The sequence below is a fragment of the Mesorhizobium sp. L2C066B000 genome, assembly GCF_000502335.1.
Taxonomy (GTDB): Bacteria; Pseudomonadota; Alphaproteobacteria; order Rhizobiales; family Rhizobiaceae; genus Mesorhizobium.
In genome coordinates this window covers 238,505-255,052 of record NZ_AYWZ01000004.1, presented here as the reverse complement: position 1 = coordinate 255,052, position 16,548 = coordinate 238,505, and the positions used below count along the sequence as shown (strand labels likewise).

Below are 16,548 nucleotides of genomic sequence, written 5' to 3'. Positions count from 1 at the left end.
CCACCGGTCGCACCGATCTGGTCTCGGCTCTTATCAACAACGCCTACACCTCCATTCCCATTCCTCATTCTTTTGTTTTCCTGCTCGTGCTGGCGGCGGTGAGGTCGTTCTGCACCGTACCGCCTTCGCCGTAGGCAAAAATGAAGAGGCCGCGCGGTTTTCCGGAATCCGTACCGGCCGGTTATCATCTGCGCCTATGTGATCTGCGCCGAGCTGACGGCGCTGTCATCCATCTTTCTCGCAATGTACACACGCTCGATCCTGCCAAGCTCGCACGGCAATTTCTACGAGCTCTACGCGATCGCTGCCGCCGTCCTTGAAGAAGTTTCTGCATTCTGCTGGCTCGAACAGGTGGCAGATGTCGCCGAGAGCTTGGCAGAGTGCGTCGAAGGTTCTGGCCGCTTTCTTTCGCAGCCGCGCCTTGAGTTTTGAGTAGGCCATCTCGATCGGATTGAGATCGGGTGAGTATGGCGGCAGGAACAGGAGCCAAGCGCCCCTTTGGCGAACCAGTTGTGCGGCGCGCTCGTTCTTGTGAAGCCGACATTGTCGAGAATGACGATATCGCCGGGCGACAGTTGGGGAGCAAGCTGTGTTTCGATGTAGTGTTCGAAGATGGCGCCATTCATCGGCGCGTTGACGACGGCGCGACAAGACCGTGGCATCGTAGCCCGGCGATGAAGGTCTGCGTCTGCCATTTGCCGAAGGGCGCATGCGTCCTGAAGCGCTCGCCCTTCGGCGCCCAGCCGGTGCGTTTGGTCAGTTTGGTGTTGGTCGACGTCTCATCGATGAAGATCAGCCGCGCCAAAGCCTTGTTGAAGAAGCGCTTTCGCCGCCCGGTCCACAGCTCACGCGCCTGGCGCACGTCGGCCCGCTGCTGCTCGCTGGCCAGTAGAGTTTTTTGTGACTGAGCCCAAGGCGATGGAGCAGGCGCCCGACATTGGAGCGGTGCACGCTCACACCACGCACCTCCAGTTCGACGCAAAGCTCATCCAGCGTCAGTTCGCCGGTCTCGGCCAATCGCAAACGCACAAACTCGGCATGCGGCTCAAGCTTGCCGCCGCCCACATGGCCCTGCCGGCGCGCTTCAAGCGAACCGGTCTGCCGCCGCAAGTTGATCAGATTGTTCACAAAGCGAGGCGAAACGCGGAAATGGCGCGCTGCCTCGCGGTGACCATGCCCCTCATCGACATACGCAACAACACGCTGACGCAACTCAAGCGGTAGCGGCTTGCCCATCGCGGTCTCCTTTCAACCGCAATGAATCACTAACTCAAACCAAAGGGAATCCTGAATCCCTTAAATCGCGACAGGCTCTAGTTGTGGAGGTGCGACAATTGAAATCCGGGCTGGCGTCCGACGCCGGATAACAGCGATTCCGCCGATCGGAACATGTCCTCGAATTCCAACTCGTTTTCAAACACCACGCCGCCGACGCTGATGGTCAGCGTGTCCGCGGTTCCTTTTGGCGCGAAATAGGCTTGGGCCACGCGCGCCCGGATACGGTCGCCGATCTCCCTGGCGTCGTCTTCTGTCGCACCGGGCAGAAAGACCCCGAACATGGAGGTTCCGATCCGGCCCACCAGATCTTCCTTGCGTACCGATGACTGGATGGTCGAGGCTATGAGCCGCAAGGCTTCGTCACCCCAGCCAAGGCCGAAGCGCAGATTGATGGACCTGATGTGTTCGGGATGAATGACCAGGAAGGCGCCAGATCTTGGACCAGACGATTCCGGCCTGGTTGCTCTCCTTTCGACCATCGACGTGAAGACTGTCCGGTTGAGGCAGCCTGTCAGGCTGTCAAAGGTCGCCGACTTGTTGAGTTCTCTTCGATAACGGACGAGCTCGGTCCGCTGCAGTCCAATGAACAGGAAAAGCGGGCCACCGACGATGACCGGCAACAGGATCGCTGTGACCATGCTGCGGCCGAAGGGCGCCAAGGCTTCCGAGAACAGAAGCAGATAATTTAGGCCAACCGAGAGGAGCAGAATGCCCGCCGATCCCAGGGCAGTCAGCCATGCGATATCTTTCCATTGCCGGGGCGAGCTATTCGCCATTGGTGTCATCATTAGCCAATCTCCCGCCTGATCGGCTGTCATAAGGCCAAGGTGCTGCACTTTCAGTTTCGAGGAAACATACAATTTTAGTAATGGCGCAATCACCTACCATCGGCCCGAAATCAGCCCTTCAAAAGCAAGGCTACGGCGGCAAAAGCAACGACACCGAATTATCGGCTATTGCGGCGGGCCGAATATCCCCATCTGCGCGTCTCTGGCCACTGCCTCCGCCTTGCCATAGATGCCACTCGCCAAGGCCGTCGCCCAGCCATTGGAAACAAGCCACGCGCCGACATCCTGCTTGCCCAAGCTGCACGGTGCCGCAATGGCAAAACGATCGATTTCCGGCGGCACGACGCATTTCAGCGCCCGGCCGCGCAGCCAGGAATTGAACGTCGCGCGCGCACGCTGGCCGCAAGGCCAGGCGATGCCACGAAAGGAACAGGTCTCATCCAGGTCAATGCCTTGGATCCCGCTGATGGCTACCTTGCGCCCCATCGATTCGAAGGTTGCCGACGAGGTGGCAACCGGTTGGTACAGCAGGACCTCTTTCCAATCCTTTGGCATCCGCATCCCTGCAGGCGAAGCCAGACCAAGGTCGCTGAGCGGCAGGCGCGGCTCGACCCGTTCGATTTGCGCCGGATCAAGCTGTGGCGGCGCGATAAGGTCCTGAGCAATCTTGCGTGCCCGTCCCCGCCATGGCGTATTGGCGGCGCTCGGAGGTGGTCGCATTGCCTGGCTATGATCGATGGATTGACGTGGCGCTGGCCGATTGTTCGGAAGCAGATCTGCGGCCCGGATGATCAACAAGACCCCGGCCAGGAGGAGCAGGCTTCCGAGCGCTATCAAGCGATTGTGCCTCAGCCAGCCCATCAACTCAAGCAAGGTTCCTTGCCCCTCAATACCCCGATGTCGATTTGGCGACCAGCTTGAGTGCACCTTTTCGAACCTGGTAGAAGGGCATGGATCGCTCACTGGAGCCATCCGCCCGAAACCGGAACAGGCCGGTCGATCCGCGAAATCCGCTCCGATTTTCGAGCACCTGCTTGCTGAAGCCGTCAGGCCCGGCCGAACTTGCAATTCCTGCTGTCAGGGCGACCATATCATAGGCGTAGGCGACATTGGCGTCGGCTGGATAATTGTAGGTCGTCTTGAAGCGGTCGGCGATCGGGCCGGTTTCCGTTGGGTCGAGCGTGGCGATGTAGGAGCCTTCAAACAGCGGCTCCATCGGATGTTCCAGCCAGCGGTTGGTTCCAACGACGGCAATTGCTTTTCCAGGAATGCCTTTCGTTTTGAGCGCCGCAAGGATCGGCGCCGGATTGTCGTCGCCGCTGGCGATGATGATGGCATCGGGAGCCTCGACCAGCGAGCCCACATCATTGACCACTTTGGTGCCGCCATCGCCGGCCGGATACGGAACGGTGACGGCGAGCGTCGCGCCATAGATGCTGAGACTGTTGGCGACCCGCTTTTCAACCACGCCGGCATTCGCGCCCGCCGGAACGAGCAACACGAACTTCTTGCTGCCTTTGGCCGCCAGGCCGGCTGCGCCCGCGGCCGCGCTGTCGGCCTCGTTGAGGCGCACCGCATAGACGCCCGGGCCGCCGGCGAAATTGTCGGCCAACGCCAGCACCGGCGGTCGCTTCGATCCCGACAGCTTGGCTATGTGCTGCGCGGCCGCGAGTTCGACCGGGCCGATGACGATCGCGGTTCCAGTGGTGATCGCCTTCACAGCCAATTCGCTGGCGTGCGCGCTGTCGCCCTTGGTGTCCTCGACCGTAATCGTGAGCAGGACATTTCCAAGGTCGGCCATCGCCAGCTTGGTCGCATCGAGCATCTTCCGGCCGTTTTCGCCGGCGTTGCCCGGGGCCGACAAAGGCAGCAGCATCGTGACCTTCGTCGACCCGGTGCCGAGCGATCGCGTGGCTTGGGCCGGGCTGGCAGCGGTGCCGGCGGCCGGCGCTCCGGGTGCGGCGATCGCCGCCGGATCGAGCGCGTCCGAGACGCTGCCTTTCGACTGGCAGCCCGACACCATGCCCGCGAACGCAAAGACGATCGCCCACGTCCACAAACCGTGTCGCTGCCGGCCAGAATCCATGATGCCTCCCTCATATCCCGCCGGGTATTTGTCCCGGTCTCATCCGTTCATCTTACGGCAGACTTGCCTCGCCGTCTTTGCAATTGCTGGATTATGGCTCAGCCGTCGAAAAGTCTTGCCCGGAGCGCCTTGATCATTCTGGCTTGCCCGGCGCTTCGATAGTCCGCGCATTTCATGTATCGCGGGCCCGGCACGAACAGTCGGCGCACACAAATCCGCCTCGCCGGGGCAGGGGCACCATCGTCTCCTGCTGTCGGGAATGCGGAGAATCCGAACGTCGCCACCGGCAATGGCCCGGCCACCGCAAAACCTTCTCTCGCCAGGATTGCACGCGCACGCCGGCAGTAGCGGACCGAAAGTTCGGAGAACCGGGTTTCGCCGTGCCCGGCACGATACTTCATGACGGTGGTGCAGAGATCGCCTGCGGCAAGGCTGTTTGCCTGCGCCAGATATCTGACGCCGAGCGCGATGTTGGTCGCCGGCGCGCCAAGCTCGTCGAGCGAGCCACGAAAGCCCAGCATTCGGGCCGTCGCGGGCATTACCTGCATCAACCCGACCTCACCATCGGCGCCGTGCACATCGGGATCGAACCCGCTTTCGATCTCCATCACCGCGTGCGCCAGCACCGGCTCCAAGCCGTAGAGCGATGCCTGGCATGTCGCAAACGCCTTGAATGTCGCGCGCGTCCATTCGGAGGCGGCGTCGCAGCGAACCGGCCGCCTTAAGCCGAACGGTGCTGGTCTCTCCAGGCTAGGTCGTTCCAGCCAGTTGGCGCAGGCTTGAGTGGCAAGCTGGCCAAAACCGGTCAATGCGATCGCTCCGGCGATCGCCCTCGTCAATCGTCCGCCGACCATCGGTCAGCCAACCGGCACTGCCGGATCCCTTCCGGTCAGTTCATGTACTCGACCATGCGGTCGTGGAAGCATTCGCACTTGTTGAGCGTGTCCTCGTCCTTGTAGTTCGTCTTGAGGTAGCCATAGGCCATGCCGCAGGCGACCTTGGCTTCCGATGCCCAGACGAAGGCAGGACGGGACGAATTGATCCATTCCGAGCTGTTGGCGACGGCCACCGACTCGTCCATCAGCTTCACCACCTCGGCCTTGAGATCGACGATGTTGTCGGTCAGCACCAGGTTCGATGTGCCGACGGTCCGGCAATAGTCGGCCACCGGCCCTTCGATGATGTCGGCGGCATAACCCGTCGACCCGACTGCCAGCAACAGCGTCGCAGCGGAAACCAACAGTCTTACGGAACGTTTCATGATGAGATCCCCCTCTGTATTCCTAATCTCTAATGCATAGCATAGTCGCGTGGCCCCGCACCATGCTCCTAGACCACGTTTGCCGTTGTCGTATGCTGCGTCACTCCGTCATCGTAGAGCAGGGTGATCGTGTTGGCGACGGGTGCATTCGTCAAGGTGGCCACGTCCACGAAATTGGCGCCGTTGGCCAAACCGTCGGCGTCGACGCTGACAGTGTTCGTTCCCGCATTGTAGTTCACGAAGTCGCCGACATTGGCCCCTCCGGCGGCTGTATCGAACAGTGAGGTAAGGTCGATGATGTCGCCATGGCCGCCGACACCGCTGTAGTCAGCGATAAGATCTTTGATGTCGAGGTGCTCGAGCTTGAACGTATCGACGCCTATACCACCGGTGAGCGTGTCCTGACCGGAACCGCCGATCAGCAGGTCGTTGCCGTCGCCGCCGAACAGTATGTCCGCTCCCGAGCCGCCGTAGAGCGTGTCGTTACCGGAGTTGCCCGACAAGGTATCATCGCCGCGTCCGCCGGAGAGGATATCAGCCTGGAGATTGAGTCCATTGAGGGTGTCGTTACCGCCCTCGCCGAGCAACGTGGTTTCCGCCGACGTCGTAGTGTGTGTATCGACGCCAGAGGTTCCTTGCCAGGTGCTGAGATCGGGCGAAAGGTGTGCCGTCACTGACCCGGCGATCGCGTCGCCGTCACCGTCGGTCGCGGTAACCGGTATCGCGATATCGAATGGCGTAACGGCGTTGGCGGTCGTGTAGGTCACCGGCCCCAGTTTGAAGTCGTTTGAGCCAGCATTGGCCGAAATCTCGATTGCGCTGAACGGGTCGGAATTTGCAATCACGGTAAAGGTATCGCCTTGCTCCAGGCCGATGATGGTCCATGTTCCGTTCAACGCATTGTACGTTGCCACCGGATTAATGCTCCCTCCGGCGTTGACCACGGTGACCAGGCTGCCGAACGCTGTGCTTTCGCCTGTTCCGTCGCCAATGTAGGAGTTGTCGTAGTCGGCGTTGACCGGGCGGATGGTGATGGATACCGGAGCTGATCCCGAGACATTGCCAATCCCCTGGGTGTAGCTGGCTACCTCGTAGTGATCGGTATAATGGATTCCGGTCCCGGTACCGTCAGGGGTGCCGGCGATATTGCCGTCGGTTGTTGCGTTGCTGACGAAGTCGAAACGAATCGCCTCACCTGGTCCGATGCTGTTTCCGCCATTGACACCCCAGCTGCCCGTGCTCGTATTTACGGTGTGGCCATTGGCGGTGGCTAGCAGGTCACTGGTCGACCCGGTCGAGTCAAGAACAATAGCGTCATTGTTGCCGCCGCTGGGTGTGAAGTTCGCCGTATTGAACTGGTTGCCGGCAAACATTGTCGCGTTCTGCGTATAGGTCCAGGTGTCCGTGGCTGGATTGAGTGTTGCCGTGAATGCGAGATCGCTACCGTTGACAACCGAAGTCTGTCCGACCACGGTGTGCGAATCGACGACGTGGAAGAAGACCTGTTCGCCGTTCAGGAAAATATTCGTGCCCGTCGCATCCTTCACTGCAGCGCCTTCGGTCACGTTGAACACAACATTGCCGATGCCGTCGGCGCCGGCGGATGGTCCGAAATTGATCTGTTCCGTGAGCGTCGTATGGTTGATGTTCTCGACGAAGATACCATCCGGAGTGAACGGCAGCGGAGCGTCGTCCAGAACCGTCAGATTGACCGAGCCGGAAACATGATCGCCGCTGGTGTCGGTTGCCACCACCTGAATCCCGTTGATGGTGACGTTGCCCGAGCCGGCAAGATGCTGGAGCTGGTCGGTCAGTGTCGCGGTAACGACGGGTGTCAACGAACTGTTGGGGCCGGCGTTTGTGGTTGACAGCGCCAGATAGACGAATGCGCCGAGGTTCACGCTGCCGGCCGTTTGTATCAGACTGCCGACGAGTTGGTTGCCGACGAGCGCCCAGCTGATTGTGTATCCAGAGGCTAGGCCAGAAACAGTCGGCGCCACCCAGTTTGGATCGCCGGTCGGGTTGGCGAATGCAACATTAATGGCTTCGCCGGTCGTGGTGAAGGTGATGCCGCTGATTGCTTGCGCCGTCTCGCCGCGGCTGCCTGGGTTGGTGCCGGTCACGGCCCCGGCTTGGAGATCCGCAGGCGCCGAAGCATCGAGCGTGGTGTCGAGCGCGGCTTCGTTCAATGTCAACGATGCAGTCCCGCCACCCGATGGAACGGTGTTGGTCTGCACATTCAGGGTCACCGTGGCCGTCGAAGTGTCGCCGTCACCGTCCTTGATCGTGTAGGTNATAGATGCCCGTCGGCGTGTAGGTGAACGTTCCATCGTTGTTGTAGGTGACGGTGCCGTGAGCACCGTTGGTGGCGGTCACCTGGCCGCTGACCGGATTGTTGTCGGTGTCGACGCCGTCGGCTCCGAATTTGTCGTTGGCGAGCAGGTCGATGAGAACTGTGGGGCCTGTAACCGTGGATGCCCAGGTATCGTTCGCAGCCGTAGGCAGGTCGTCGTCGATGACCACGGTGAAGGAGGTGGTTCCGGTTGAGCCGTCGGCGTCGGTCACCGTGGCGGTGACCGTGAACGGTGCGGTGTCGTCCTCGGTGCCGGCCACTGTGTGCTTGACCGGCTGCAGCAGGGTCATGGTGTAGTCGGCGCCGGTATCGTTGACGCTGCTCACCGCGATGGTGAACACCTGGTTGGCGGCCACGCTCGGGTCGGTGTTATGCACGTAGCCGATCAGTTGGCTGCCGACCCATGTCGTGTCGACCACAGCGCCGGCCAGCGTCTGCAGGCCCGTCGCATTGCCGGCCGTCGACAGCCCAACGCCGCCGAGGGCGATATGGTCGGNTGGCTGCCGACCCATGTCGTGTCGACCACAGCGCCGGCCAGCGTCTGCAGGCCCGTCGCATTGCCGGCCGTCGACAGCACAACGCCGCCGAGGGCGATATGGTCGGCGCCCAGCGTGTAGGCGATATGGCCGGTCAGCACCGGCGTGGCATCGCCTGTCGCCGTGTCGTGATTGCCGGCGGCAAGGTCGTCCTCGTCGGCGATCAGGTTCGCCGACGTCGACAGCGCCGTCACGCCGGTATCGCTCAGCGTCACCGTGAACGTCGCCGTGGTGGTGTCGCCGTCGCCGTCCTTGATGGTGTAGGTGAAGGTCTCGTCGACCGTCGTCCCGTTGGCCACGTTCTGCGTGGTGTTGGTATAGACCNCGGCGTGGCATCGCCTGTCGCCGTGTCGTGATTGCCGGCGGCAAGGTCGTCCTCGTCGGCGATCAGGTTCGCCGAAGCCGTCACATTGGTGATGCCGCTGTCGGAGACCCCGAACGTCACCTGCTTGGTGACCGTGTCGCCGTCCTTGTCGCTCACCGTGTAGCTGAACGTCTCGGTTACCGTCGTGGCGCTCGTCACGTGCGCCGGCGCGGTGTAGATCAGATGGCCGGCGCCGTCGATCGACAGCGTTCCGCCTGTCGCGCCCTGGTTGGCGAAGNCCGTCGTGGCGCTCGTCACGTGCGCCGGCGCGGTGTAGATCAGATGGCCGGCGCCGTCGATCGACAGCGTTCCGCCTGTCGCGCCCTGGTTGGCGAAGACCAGGCCTTGCAGCGTTCCCTGCAGGCCGTCGGCGCCCGCGCCGATGCCCAGAACCGTCACTGCATCACCGATGTCGTGCGCTCCGGTGCCCTCGACGAAGGTCGCTCCCGCATAGTTCTGCGCAACCGGACCATCATCCTGGAATTCGATGCTCAGGGCGACATGGGATATGGCAGTGCTGGAATCGCCGTCAAAATCGGTAATGGTGGCTTTGACGTGCAGGTCGGCGGCGACCGTGGCGATGTCGTCAAAAGCTGCCGCGCTTGACCCGTCGACATTGTGGGCGATCGGTTGATATTGCCCGATCCAGACCGCTCCGGTTGGATCGACATAAACCTTGAAGACGTCGACGCCGTTGGCAGAGCCGACGAGAACGCCGTCCGCATTTGTCGAGAGCATGATTGCCAGGCCGTCGAGTGTCTTCAGGCCCGAATCGATGTTTGCCAGCGGGTTGCCGTTCGCATCCGTCACCGCAAAGGAGAACGTCGCGTCGTCGTCCGCGCTAACCGACGCATTGAACAGGCCGAGTGCACTGGCTGAAGATTTTGCGTAACCTAGTGCGTCTGGTTCGGTGACCAGGGCAGGCGGGGGCAGCGCGGTGTCGTTGGCCGGATTGGGATCCGCGGCATTGTTGACGCCGGCGGATTCGTCGTGGCTGACCCTGAAGACCTCCGTCTGCGTGGTGACGGTGGTGATCTTGGCTTCGATGCCGAAGATCTTGAACGGGTTGCCGCCAGTCAAGGTCGCATCGGTTCCGCCAGCGTTGGAATCGAAGGTAAAATCGTTGTAGTTGCCCACCTTGAGCTGGTCGAACGGGGTGCTGCCAATGACCTCGACAGTCGCACCATCCGGCACGCCGGCGAAGGCATAGCCCACCTGCGCGCCGCCTTCGAAGACAGCCGTGCCGGCGGTCAGCACACCGTTGATGCTCACGGTGAACGGTTCGAATGTGCCACCGTCCTTGGCGCCGATGAACATCACGGCGGCTTCGACACCCTGGGCTTCCGCAACATCGATCGTGAACTTGACCGAGGCGACATCGTACGAGCCGCTGTCGCTGACGCTTGGCGGATTCGGACCGTTGGGTGTGATCACAAGATCATTGACGAAGTCCATCGTCACGATTTCGGGGCCGGTCAAATGCGGATGGGTTTCGTATCCGTCGATGATCTGGCCGTCGCCGACGCCGATCTTGGTGCCGGTGGTGTTGACGGAATTGTCGCCTTCGTTGATGTCGATGCCGCTGAGCTTGATGTCGTGATTGCCGGCGCCATCCATGCCGCGAACATCGGTGTTGCCGGCCTGCAGCGTATAGACGATCGTTTCGGTCGTGGTTGTGGTTGTCGTGCCCGCATCCCGCGCGACGATCTGCGGAACGTCGTCGAGCACCTGGACCTTGAACGTACCAGCCGCCAGTCCGATGGTGTCGCCGTCACCGTCCATGGCGATGACGAAGGCCGAAAGATCGATACCGCCATTGGCAAGCGTATTTTCGGTGTTGTCGCCCGGGAGCGTATCCAGAGTCGGATGATCGATCTGATCGATCAGGGTGAAGACATAGGAGCCGTCCGCACCGACGGTCAGGGTGAAAACAGGACGATCCGTGCCCGCCTGATAGCCGGCGCCGGCGCCTACATCGACATAGCCGGTCAGGGTCGTGCCGTCGGAGACGATGAGGACGTTGCCGCCTTTCGAATCAAATCCCGAATCCGATGGGGTGGTTTGGGTGACAAGGCCGAAGGCCGAGGTCGCATTCGGGCCGTCAGAGCCGAAGTCGACGATTGCATTCAATGCGCCGGCAGCACCGATGGCAACCGCGGAGTTTGTTCCGGTCACTTCGCCAGGCTGAAGATTGTCGGCATTTCCGGTGGACTGGCTGTTGTGCAGACCGTCTTCGTCGACATTCGCGGTGACCTGGGCGGTGCCAGTAACCTTCGGCCCGTCATCGTCGAAGGAGAATGCGGAGCCTTGGCCGTCGATCAGGTCGACGGTCGCCTTCTCTGTGATGGTGTCGCCGTCGCCATCCTGGCGCGTTACCTCATATTGCAGCTGAACCTGGCCGCCATTGGTCAGCGACAGATTGAGTTCGGAATCGAACTTGTTGCCGTCGGCGCCATGGTTAAGTGCCTCATAGAGCGTGGTCTGCAGCTGCTCGGCGCCAGGCGCCCCGGTGATCGCGATGGTCAGAACCTGATCGCCATGCGTGTCGCGGCCGACGATCACTCCTCCTTCGAGGAAGAGCGTGACGGCGCCGCCGTCGGTGGCGGTGAGATTCGTGGCAAGGCCACCGGCCGGAATGCCGGTAAAGCTCAGATTCCCGGTAACGGTACCAGGACCGTCCGAACCATAGCTGCCGCCGACAGTGAACAGATTGGTCAGTCCGCCTGCTACCGCGGTGTTGACCTGCGCCAGGCCCGGACCGGCATCATCCGTGTTGGCGTTGCCGCCGGCATCTTCGGTCTCGCCGATAGCGCCATTGTAGCGATCCGCGCCAACCGTCTCGTCGAGTTCGACGGAAAGCAGGCCAGCGGCTCCATGGTAGGCGCCAACCGTAAGGCTTGGCCCGTCATCGTCGAAGGAGAATGCCGAACCCTTGTCGTCGATCAGGTCTACGGTCGCCTTCTCTGTGATGGTGTCGCCGTCGCCATCCTGGCGCGTTACCTCATATTGCAGCTGAACCTGGCCNACGGTCGCCTTCTCTGTGATGGTGTCGCCGTCGCCATCCTGGCGCGTTACCTCATATTGCAGCTGAACCTGGCCGCCATTGGTCAGCGACAGATTGAGTTCGGAATCGAACTTGTTGCCGTCGGCGCCATGGTTGAGCGCTTCGTAGAGCGTGGTCTGCAACTGCTCTGCGCCGGGCGCGCCGGTGATCGCAATGGTCAGGACCTGATCACCCTGCGTGTCGCGGCCGACAATCACTCCTCCTTCGAGGAAGAGCGTAATGGCCCCGCCGTCCGTGGCAATGAGATTCGTGGCAAGGCCACCGGCCGGAATGCCGGTGAATGCCAACTGCGCGGTCGTGTTGCCTGGCCCGTCGGCACCGTAGACGCCGCCAACGGCGAACAGCGAAGAAAGGCCACCCGCCAGGCCGGTCGTCACCTGGGCCAGGCCAACGCCGTCATCGGTGTTGGCGTTGCCGCCGGCATCTTCGGTCTCGCCGGCATTATAGCGGTCGCCGCCGACCGTCTCGTCGAGCTCGACCGAAAGCAACTGTGCCGCTTGCGCGGTTGCCTGGACCGAAAGCGTAGGGCCGTCGTCCAGCACACCAATATTGAGGGTCGCGGTGGCCGGATCATTGTCTGTGTCTGTAACCACGACGGCAAAGCTGTCGGAAACCCCCTCGGTCGTTCCGGTCGATGAGATGTCGTGATGATCAAGAGTGTTGTCGGCAAGGGTATAAATCCAGCTATAGCCGTTCGTCGGATTGCCGGTGACCACGAGCGTGCCGTATTGCCCGGCAACGCTGCCGCCGTTGGTCACGTCCACACCGTCAATGACAAGCGTCCCGATGCCATCACCCGAGACGATGTTGAAGGTCCCTGAAACCTGCTCGGCGGTGCTGGCCGGGTCCGTCCCGTCGGCAAGCGCGGCCTCGTTGACGACAAATCCGGAGCCAATGTCGATTGTCGGCGTCGTATCTTCTTCCCTGACCCCGATCGTCAGCTCACGCGGCTCCAGCCGTCCAAATTGCAGGTCCGTCGGCGGCAACAATGCGGAAAGATCGAAGCCGTCGCCGATACCACCTGGGGGAATGGTGAAGTCGCCGCCGGCACTGCCTGGGGCGCCGCCCGGGCCGGCCGAGATCGAACCATCGGCACCGAAGGCGACATCGACGTGGCTCGCTTCAAGAGCGGCCAGCAAGGCCACGCGCGGAACTTCGACATCACCGATGATGAAGGTCGGCACGTTGAGCGCGCCATCCTTGATGAGGATGACTGAACCGTCGGCCTGTTCCAGCAACAGATTGTGGCCGTCGACCTTGATGTTGTCGATGGAGACGTCCGCCGGAAGTTTCACGATGTTGCTGGCGTCGGCCACGTATTCATGCGGCGCGGCTGCCGCCGGCGCTTTCGCCTCCGCGGGTGCTGCCGGCTGAACGGGTGCGCCACTGCCGACATCGACCGGCACCGGCTCGGCAGGCGCCGCCTGAGCGGCCTGCGCTACCTGGATGCCTGCCTGCGATGGCGAGCCGCCATGTTCATGTGAAGAGTGCTCGTCCCAAGAATTCGAGACGGTATCCAAATCGTTACTGGTCGTCATCGCCAAACCCCTCCGGCATTTCCCGGATAGAGACAGTGACGACTTCTGCTTTGCAACTGTCCCGCAATCAATTTCATATATCCCGGTATGCAAGTCTCGGCATTTTTTACGTGTGGTAAACCCGGAAGATATAATCTGATATACATTGGCCGCGCCGCGCTTCGTTTGATATCCGCCGGCTGAGCTGGATTGGTAAACAGAAGTATAAATTTGAATAAAGTTTTACACAAAATAGGTATTCCCGATTGAAGGAAACTTATCCACCTTCCTTTCCAGTAATTTGAGACAATATTGGTACCGTCCACAGTCAAGAGGTGGGCGTCATGAAAAAAGAAAAATCTGCCCTGGGAATAACCGGGCTCAGGCTCCTCCTGCTGGCAATGGCGATTGCAAGCCTGCCGCAGCCATCATCCGCGAAAGCAATTGCCGTGAATGCCGGCGCTGCCGCTGGAGTTCTGGCGGCGGTCGAAACCCCGTCCAGTCTCGGCGGCGTTTCGCTGGCTCGGCCGCAGCCATGGCAGCCGGTTTCAGCCTACCGGATCGGCATGATTTTCAGCAGCTCTGTTGCCGTTGATGAAAAGCGTGGTTCTTCGATCGCGCCGCCCGCCGCCGGGATCGACTTGATCCAGACGGCGGCGATCATTCCCGGCGTGTTCGGTTCTGTTGCACTGTCGATGCGCAATTTCCCGGTTTCGGCGCGCTGGGCGCCGGTCTACAAGGCAATTGTCGACTGTACCGCGAGCAGCGCGTGCGAACGCAAGAACAGCGCCTTTGCCGAGATAGTCAAGGCAGCCGGGAACAAGCGCTTCATCGACAAGTTGTCCTTCGTCAACTCAAGTATAAATCGCGCCATCGCCTACAAGAAGGACAGCGTGGTTTACGGCAAGCTCGACTACTGGGCCAAGCCCCGGGAAATCCTTGAGCGGCGGGCAGGGGACTGCGAGGATTTCGCCATCCTCAAGATGGCCGCGCTGCTGCATGCAGGCATCCCGGCGCAGAGCATGTCGCTGGTCGTCTTGCAGGATCGCAAGCGCGGTTTCTTTCATGCCGTGCTGTCGGTCAGCACCGGCAGCGGCGTCTTCATTCTCGACAGTTTGAGCAATGTAGTTTCCCGCGACACAGACCTGCCGACCTACGTGCCGCTGTATTCGTTCAGCACCGATCGCGCGTGGATCCATGGCGCGAAGACCGGTTCTGCTCAAATAGCCGATATCAAGGGCGGCCTTTCGACGGTCGCGCCTGGTGAAGGTGTGCAGCCGTAAGCTCCCATCAGAGAGTCTTGAGCGCTCTATCTCTTGTTTGACGCAATTTTCCACGAAAACCGCTCACACTTTTCCCGGAATTGCTCTAGCCGCCGAAGACGAACGCCATCAGCAGTTCCGGCTCGACCACCGGCGCCCGCACCGCGCTCAGTTGACCGCGGTAGCGGCGGTCGCCGGCGCCTATGACGAAACCGGTCGCGACCGGCGTCTCGCCATTGGCGTCGAGCCTAGCGAATATGTCGGCGACATTGAGGTCCAGCGCCAGCTTGAGATCCTGGCGCGCGTCCTCGTTCGGCGCCACCGGCAATTGCCGCCGCACCAGTTGCTGGAACGGCGCATTGAAGGTCAGGATCTTCTTCGACGATGCCAGGGCAAAGGCCGGCGAGGGACAGGCGACGAGAATGGCGCTGATGGTCTTGATCGACGCGAGCCTCTGCAAGGTGAGGTTTTGGTCGGCCAATCCACGCATGCAGGCTACGCGAATTGCCGATGTCAGGTTTCCGGCGTTGGCGTGGCTCTCTGCAATTTCCTCGATCAGTGTGCCGATCGTGCATTTGCGGCTTTCCGCCATCTGCTTCAGCGATGTCCAGAACGCCCGTTCCAGACGAATGCCGCGGCGCATGCCGCCACGCGCCACAACCCGGAACTCCAGTCCGAAATCCTCTGCCGCCAGCGGTGGCAGCAGCCGGTCGCGATCGGCAGGAAGGGAGACCGCGCTATCGCTCACTCATTGCCTCCTCTCGCGCCTTGTTGATCGGCTTCATAAGGTAGGTGAGAATCGTTTTGCGTCCGGTCTTGATGTCGACCGAACAGATCATGCCGGGGATGATCGAATAGGTCTTGCCGTCGCGTGTCAGCGTCGATTTGTCGGTGGCGACACGGACCTGATAATAGGGTTCGCCGGTCTTCTGGTCGACCAGGCTGTCGGCAGTGATGTTCGAGACCTTGCCTTCGATGCCGCCGAAAATCGAGAAGTCATAGGCGGTCACCTTGATCAGGGCATCCTGGCCCGGCCGGATGAAGGCGACGTCCCGCGGTGAGACCCGGGCTTCGACCAGCAGGGTCTCGGACGTCGGCACGATACCCGCGACGACCGCGCCGGGCTGGACGAAGGCGCCGACCGTGTTGATGTCAAGCGTGTTGACGATACCATCGACAGGCGAACGGATATCGGTACGCGCCACCTTGTCGGTGGCACCGCGTATCGTCTCGTCCACCACCGAGAGATCGGCCAGCGCCTGCGTCAGATCGCTGAGCGCTTCCTGTTGCAGCTGGAGGCCAAGTTCGTCGACCTGAAGCTTGGCTTCCGTGATGGCAGACCTGGCTTTCTTGATGGTCTCTCCGGCAAGCGTCAGCTGACCATTGAGCTCGGTCTGCTCGCGCTCGACGCGGAGCTGCTCGGTTCGCGCCATCAGGCCCTTCTTGACCATCGCTTCGACCAGCTTCGCCTCCTGGTCGCTGACGGCCAGGTTCTTGGTGAGGCGATCGGCATTGGCGTTGGCTTCGTCGAGTTCCTTCTCACGCTGATCGAGGCGCGACTTGAGAACCGACAGTTTGACTTCGAAGTTGTCGCGCCGCGCGATTAGCAGCTTCTGCTCGTTGTCGCAGATTTCCGGCGCCACCTTCTGAATCTCGGGCGGGCAGGGAAACGCGCCCTCTAGACTTCCGGTCTGTTCGAATTTGAGCCGTGCAATGCGCGTCTGCAATGCCCGCGCCTTGGCCTGCTGCTCGCCAAGGCTGGAAGTGTTGAAGGTGTTGTCGAGACGAATGATGAGGTCATTCTTCTTGACGACCTGACCGATCGTCACGGCGATTTCCTGAACCACGCCCGGCTCGCTGGCCTGGATGATCTGGGTCTTCGACGCCGGTATGATCTTGCCGTCGCCGCGTGCGATTTCATCGACCTCGGCGAAGGATGCCCAGGCTACCGAACTCGCAAAAAGCGCTCCGATAATGAATATCGAAGCCGACGCAAAAAGCGGCGGACGGTCTTCCCTGGCTAGCATTTCCAACGCCCC

Annotated in this window: 13 protein-coding genes and 1 pseudogene; 2 read left to right on the top strand and 12 right to left on the bottom strand. The window is 61.3% G+C overall.

The genetic code is table 11. The annotated features are described in order from the left end of the window. Positions 1-59: 59 nt before the first annotated feature. A pseudogene (locus X733_RS1000000167965) lies at positions 60-318 on the top strand (ABC transporter permease); the annotation flags it as partial. Here X733_RS1000000167965 and X733_RS1000000170740 read toward each other — a convergent pair. From X733_RS1000000170740 to X733_RS1000000170720, 10 genes are all read right to left on the bottom strand, one after another. Then, positions 226-711 (bottom strand): transposase, encoded by a 486-nt coding sequence (locus X733_RS1000000170740; protein ID WP_081740642.1) that lies wholly within the window; start codon positions 709-711, stop codon positions 226-228. The pseudogene X733_RS1000000167965 and the gene X733_RS1000000170740 sit on opposite strands and share 93 nt — an antisense overlap. After that, the gene (locus X733_RS1000000170735) at positions 623-862 is read right to left on the bottom strand and encodes a transposase (RefSeq protein WP_245274429.1); all 240 of its coding nucleotides are present in this window, start codon (positions 860-862) and stop codon (positions 623-625) included. The genes X733_RS1000000170740 and X733_RS1000000170735 overlap by 89 nt, the downstream gene beginning before the upstream one ends. Then, the gene (locus X733_RS1000000170730) at positions 793-1,236 is read right to left on the bottom strand and encodes an IS630 transposase-related protein (RefSeq protein ID WP_155924191.1); all 444 of its coding nucleotides are present in this window, start codon (positions 1,234-1,236) and stop codon (positions 793-795) included. Before X733_RS1000000170730 ends, X733_RS1000000170735 begins: the two co-directional genes overlap by 70 nt. A gap of 77 nt (positions 1,237-1,313) precedes the next feature. Next, positions 1,314-2,066 carry a GGDEF domain-containing protein gene (locus X733_RS152660; RefSeq protein ID WP_023818632.1) on the bottom strand — a complete coding sequence of 251 codons (753 nt, stop codon included), beginning with the start codon at positions 2,064-2,066 and terminating at the stop codon, positions 1,314-1,316. Between the two features lie 165 nt (positions 2,067-2,231). After that, on the bottom strand, positions 2,232-2,939 hold the full coding sequence (locus X733_RS152665; protein WP_245263023.1) for a thermonuclease family protein: 708 nt from the start codon (positions 2,937-2,939) through the stop codon (positions 2,232-2,234). Positions 2,940-2,952: 13 nt separating this feature from the next. Further along, the gene (locus X733_RS152670; protein WP_023818631.1) at positions 2,953-4,152 is read right to left on the bottom strand and encodes an ABC transporter substrate-binding protein; all 1,200 of its coding nucleotides are present in this window, start codon (positions 4,150-4,152) and stop codon (positions 2,953-2,955) included. 98 nt (positions 4,153-4,250) lie between these two features. Continuing rightward, positions 4,251-5,006, bottom strand: a complete 756-nt coding sequence (locus X733_RS152675) for a transglycosylase SLT domain-containing protein (protein ID WP_023818630.1) — start codon at positions 5,004-5,006, stop codon at positions 4,251-4,253. A 35-nt stretch (positions 5,007-5,041) separates the two neighbouring features. Then, complete coding sequence (locus X733_RS152680) at positions 5,042-5,413, bottom strand: hypothetical protein (RefSeq protein WP_023818629.1); 372 nt, start codon at positions 5,411-5,413, stop codon at positions 5,042-5,044. 68 nt (positions 5,414-5,481) lie between these two features. Continuing rightward, a complete protein-coding gene (locus tag X733_RS1000000170725) occupies positions 5,482-7,662 on the bottom strand; it encodes a calcium-binding protein (RefSeq protein ID WP_245274418.1) in 2,181 nt (726 codons plus the stop codon). A 22-nt stretch (positions 7,663-7,684) separates the two neighbouring features. Further along, on the bottom strand, positions 7,685-8,056 hold the full coding sequence (locus tag X733_RS1000000170720) for an Ig-like domain-containing protein (RefSeq protein WP_245274427.1): 372 nt from the start codon (positions 8,054-8,056) through the stop codon (positions 7,685-7,687). A 5,535-nt stretch (positions 8,057-13,591) separates the two neighbouring features. Between X733_RS1000000170720 and X733_RS152700 the strand changes: the two genes are divergently transcribed. Further along, positions 13,592-14,530, top strand: a complete 939-nt coding sequence (locus X733_RS152700; protein ID WP_023696389.1) for a transglutaminase-like cysteine peptidase — start codon at positions 13,592-13,594, stop codon at positions 14,528-14,530. A gap of 85 nt (positions 14,531-14,615) precedes the next feature. Here X733_RS152700 and X733_RS152705 read toward each other — a convergent pair whose 3' ends face one another. Both X733_RS152705 and X733_RS152710 read right to left on the bottom strand, forming a co-directional pair. Continuing rightward, complete coding sequence (locus X733_RS152705) at positions 14,616-15,257, bottom strand: ribbon-helix-helix domain-containing protein (protein WP_023681069.1); 642 nt, start codon at positions 15,255-15,257, stop codon at positions 14,616-14,618. Continuing rightward, positions 15,247-16,536, bottom strand: a complete 1,290-nt coding sequence (locus tag X733_RS152710; protein WP_023744453.1) for an HlyD family type I secretion periplasmic adaptor subunit — start codon at positions 16,534-16,536, stop codon at positions 15,247-15,249. The genes X733_RS152705 and X733_RS152710 overlap by 11 nt, the downstream gene beginning before the upstream one ends. Positions 16,537-16,548 lie beyond the last annotated feature (12 nt).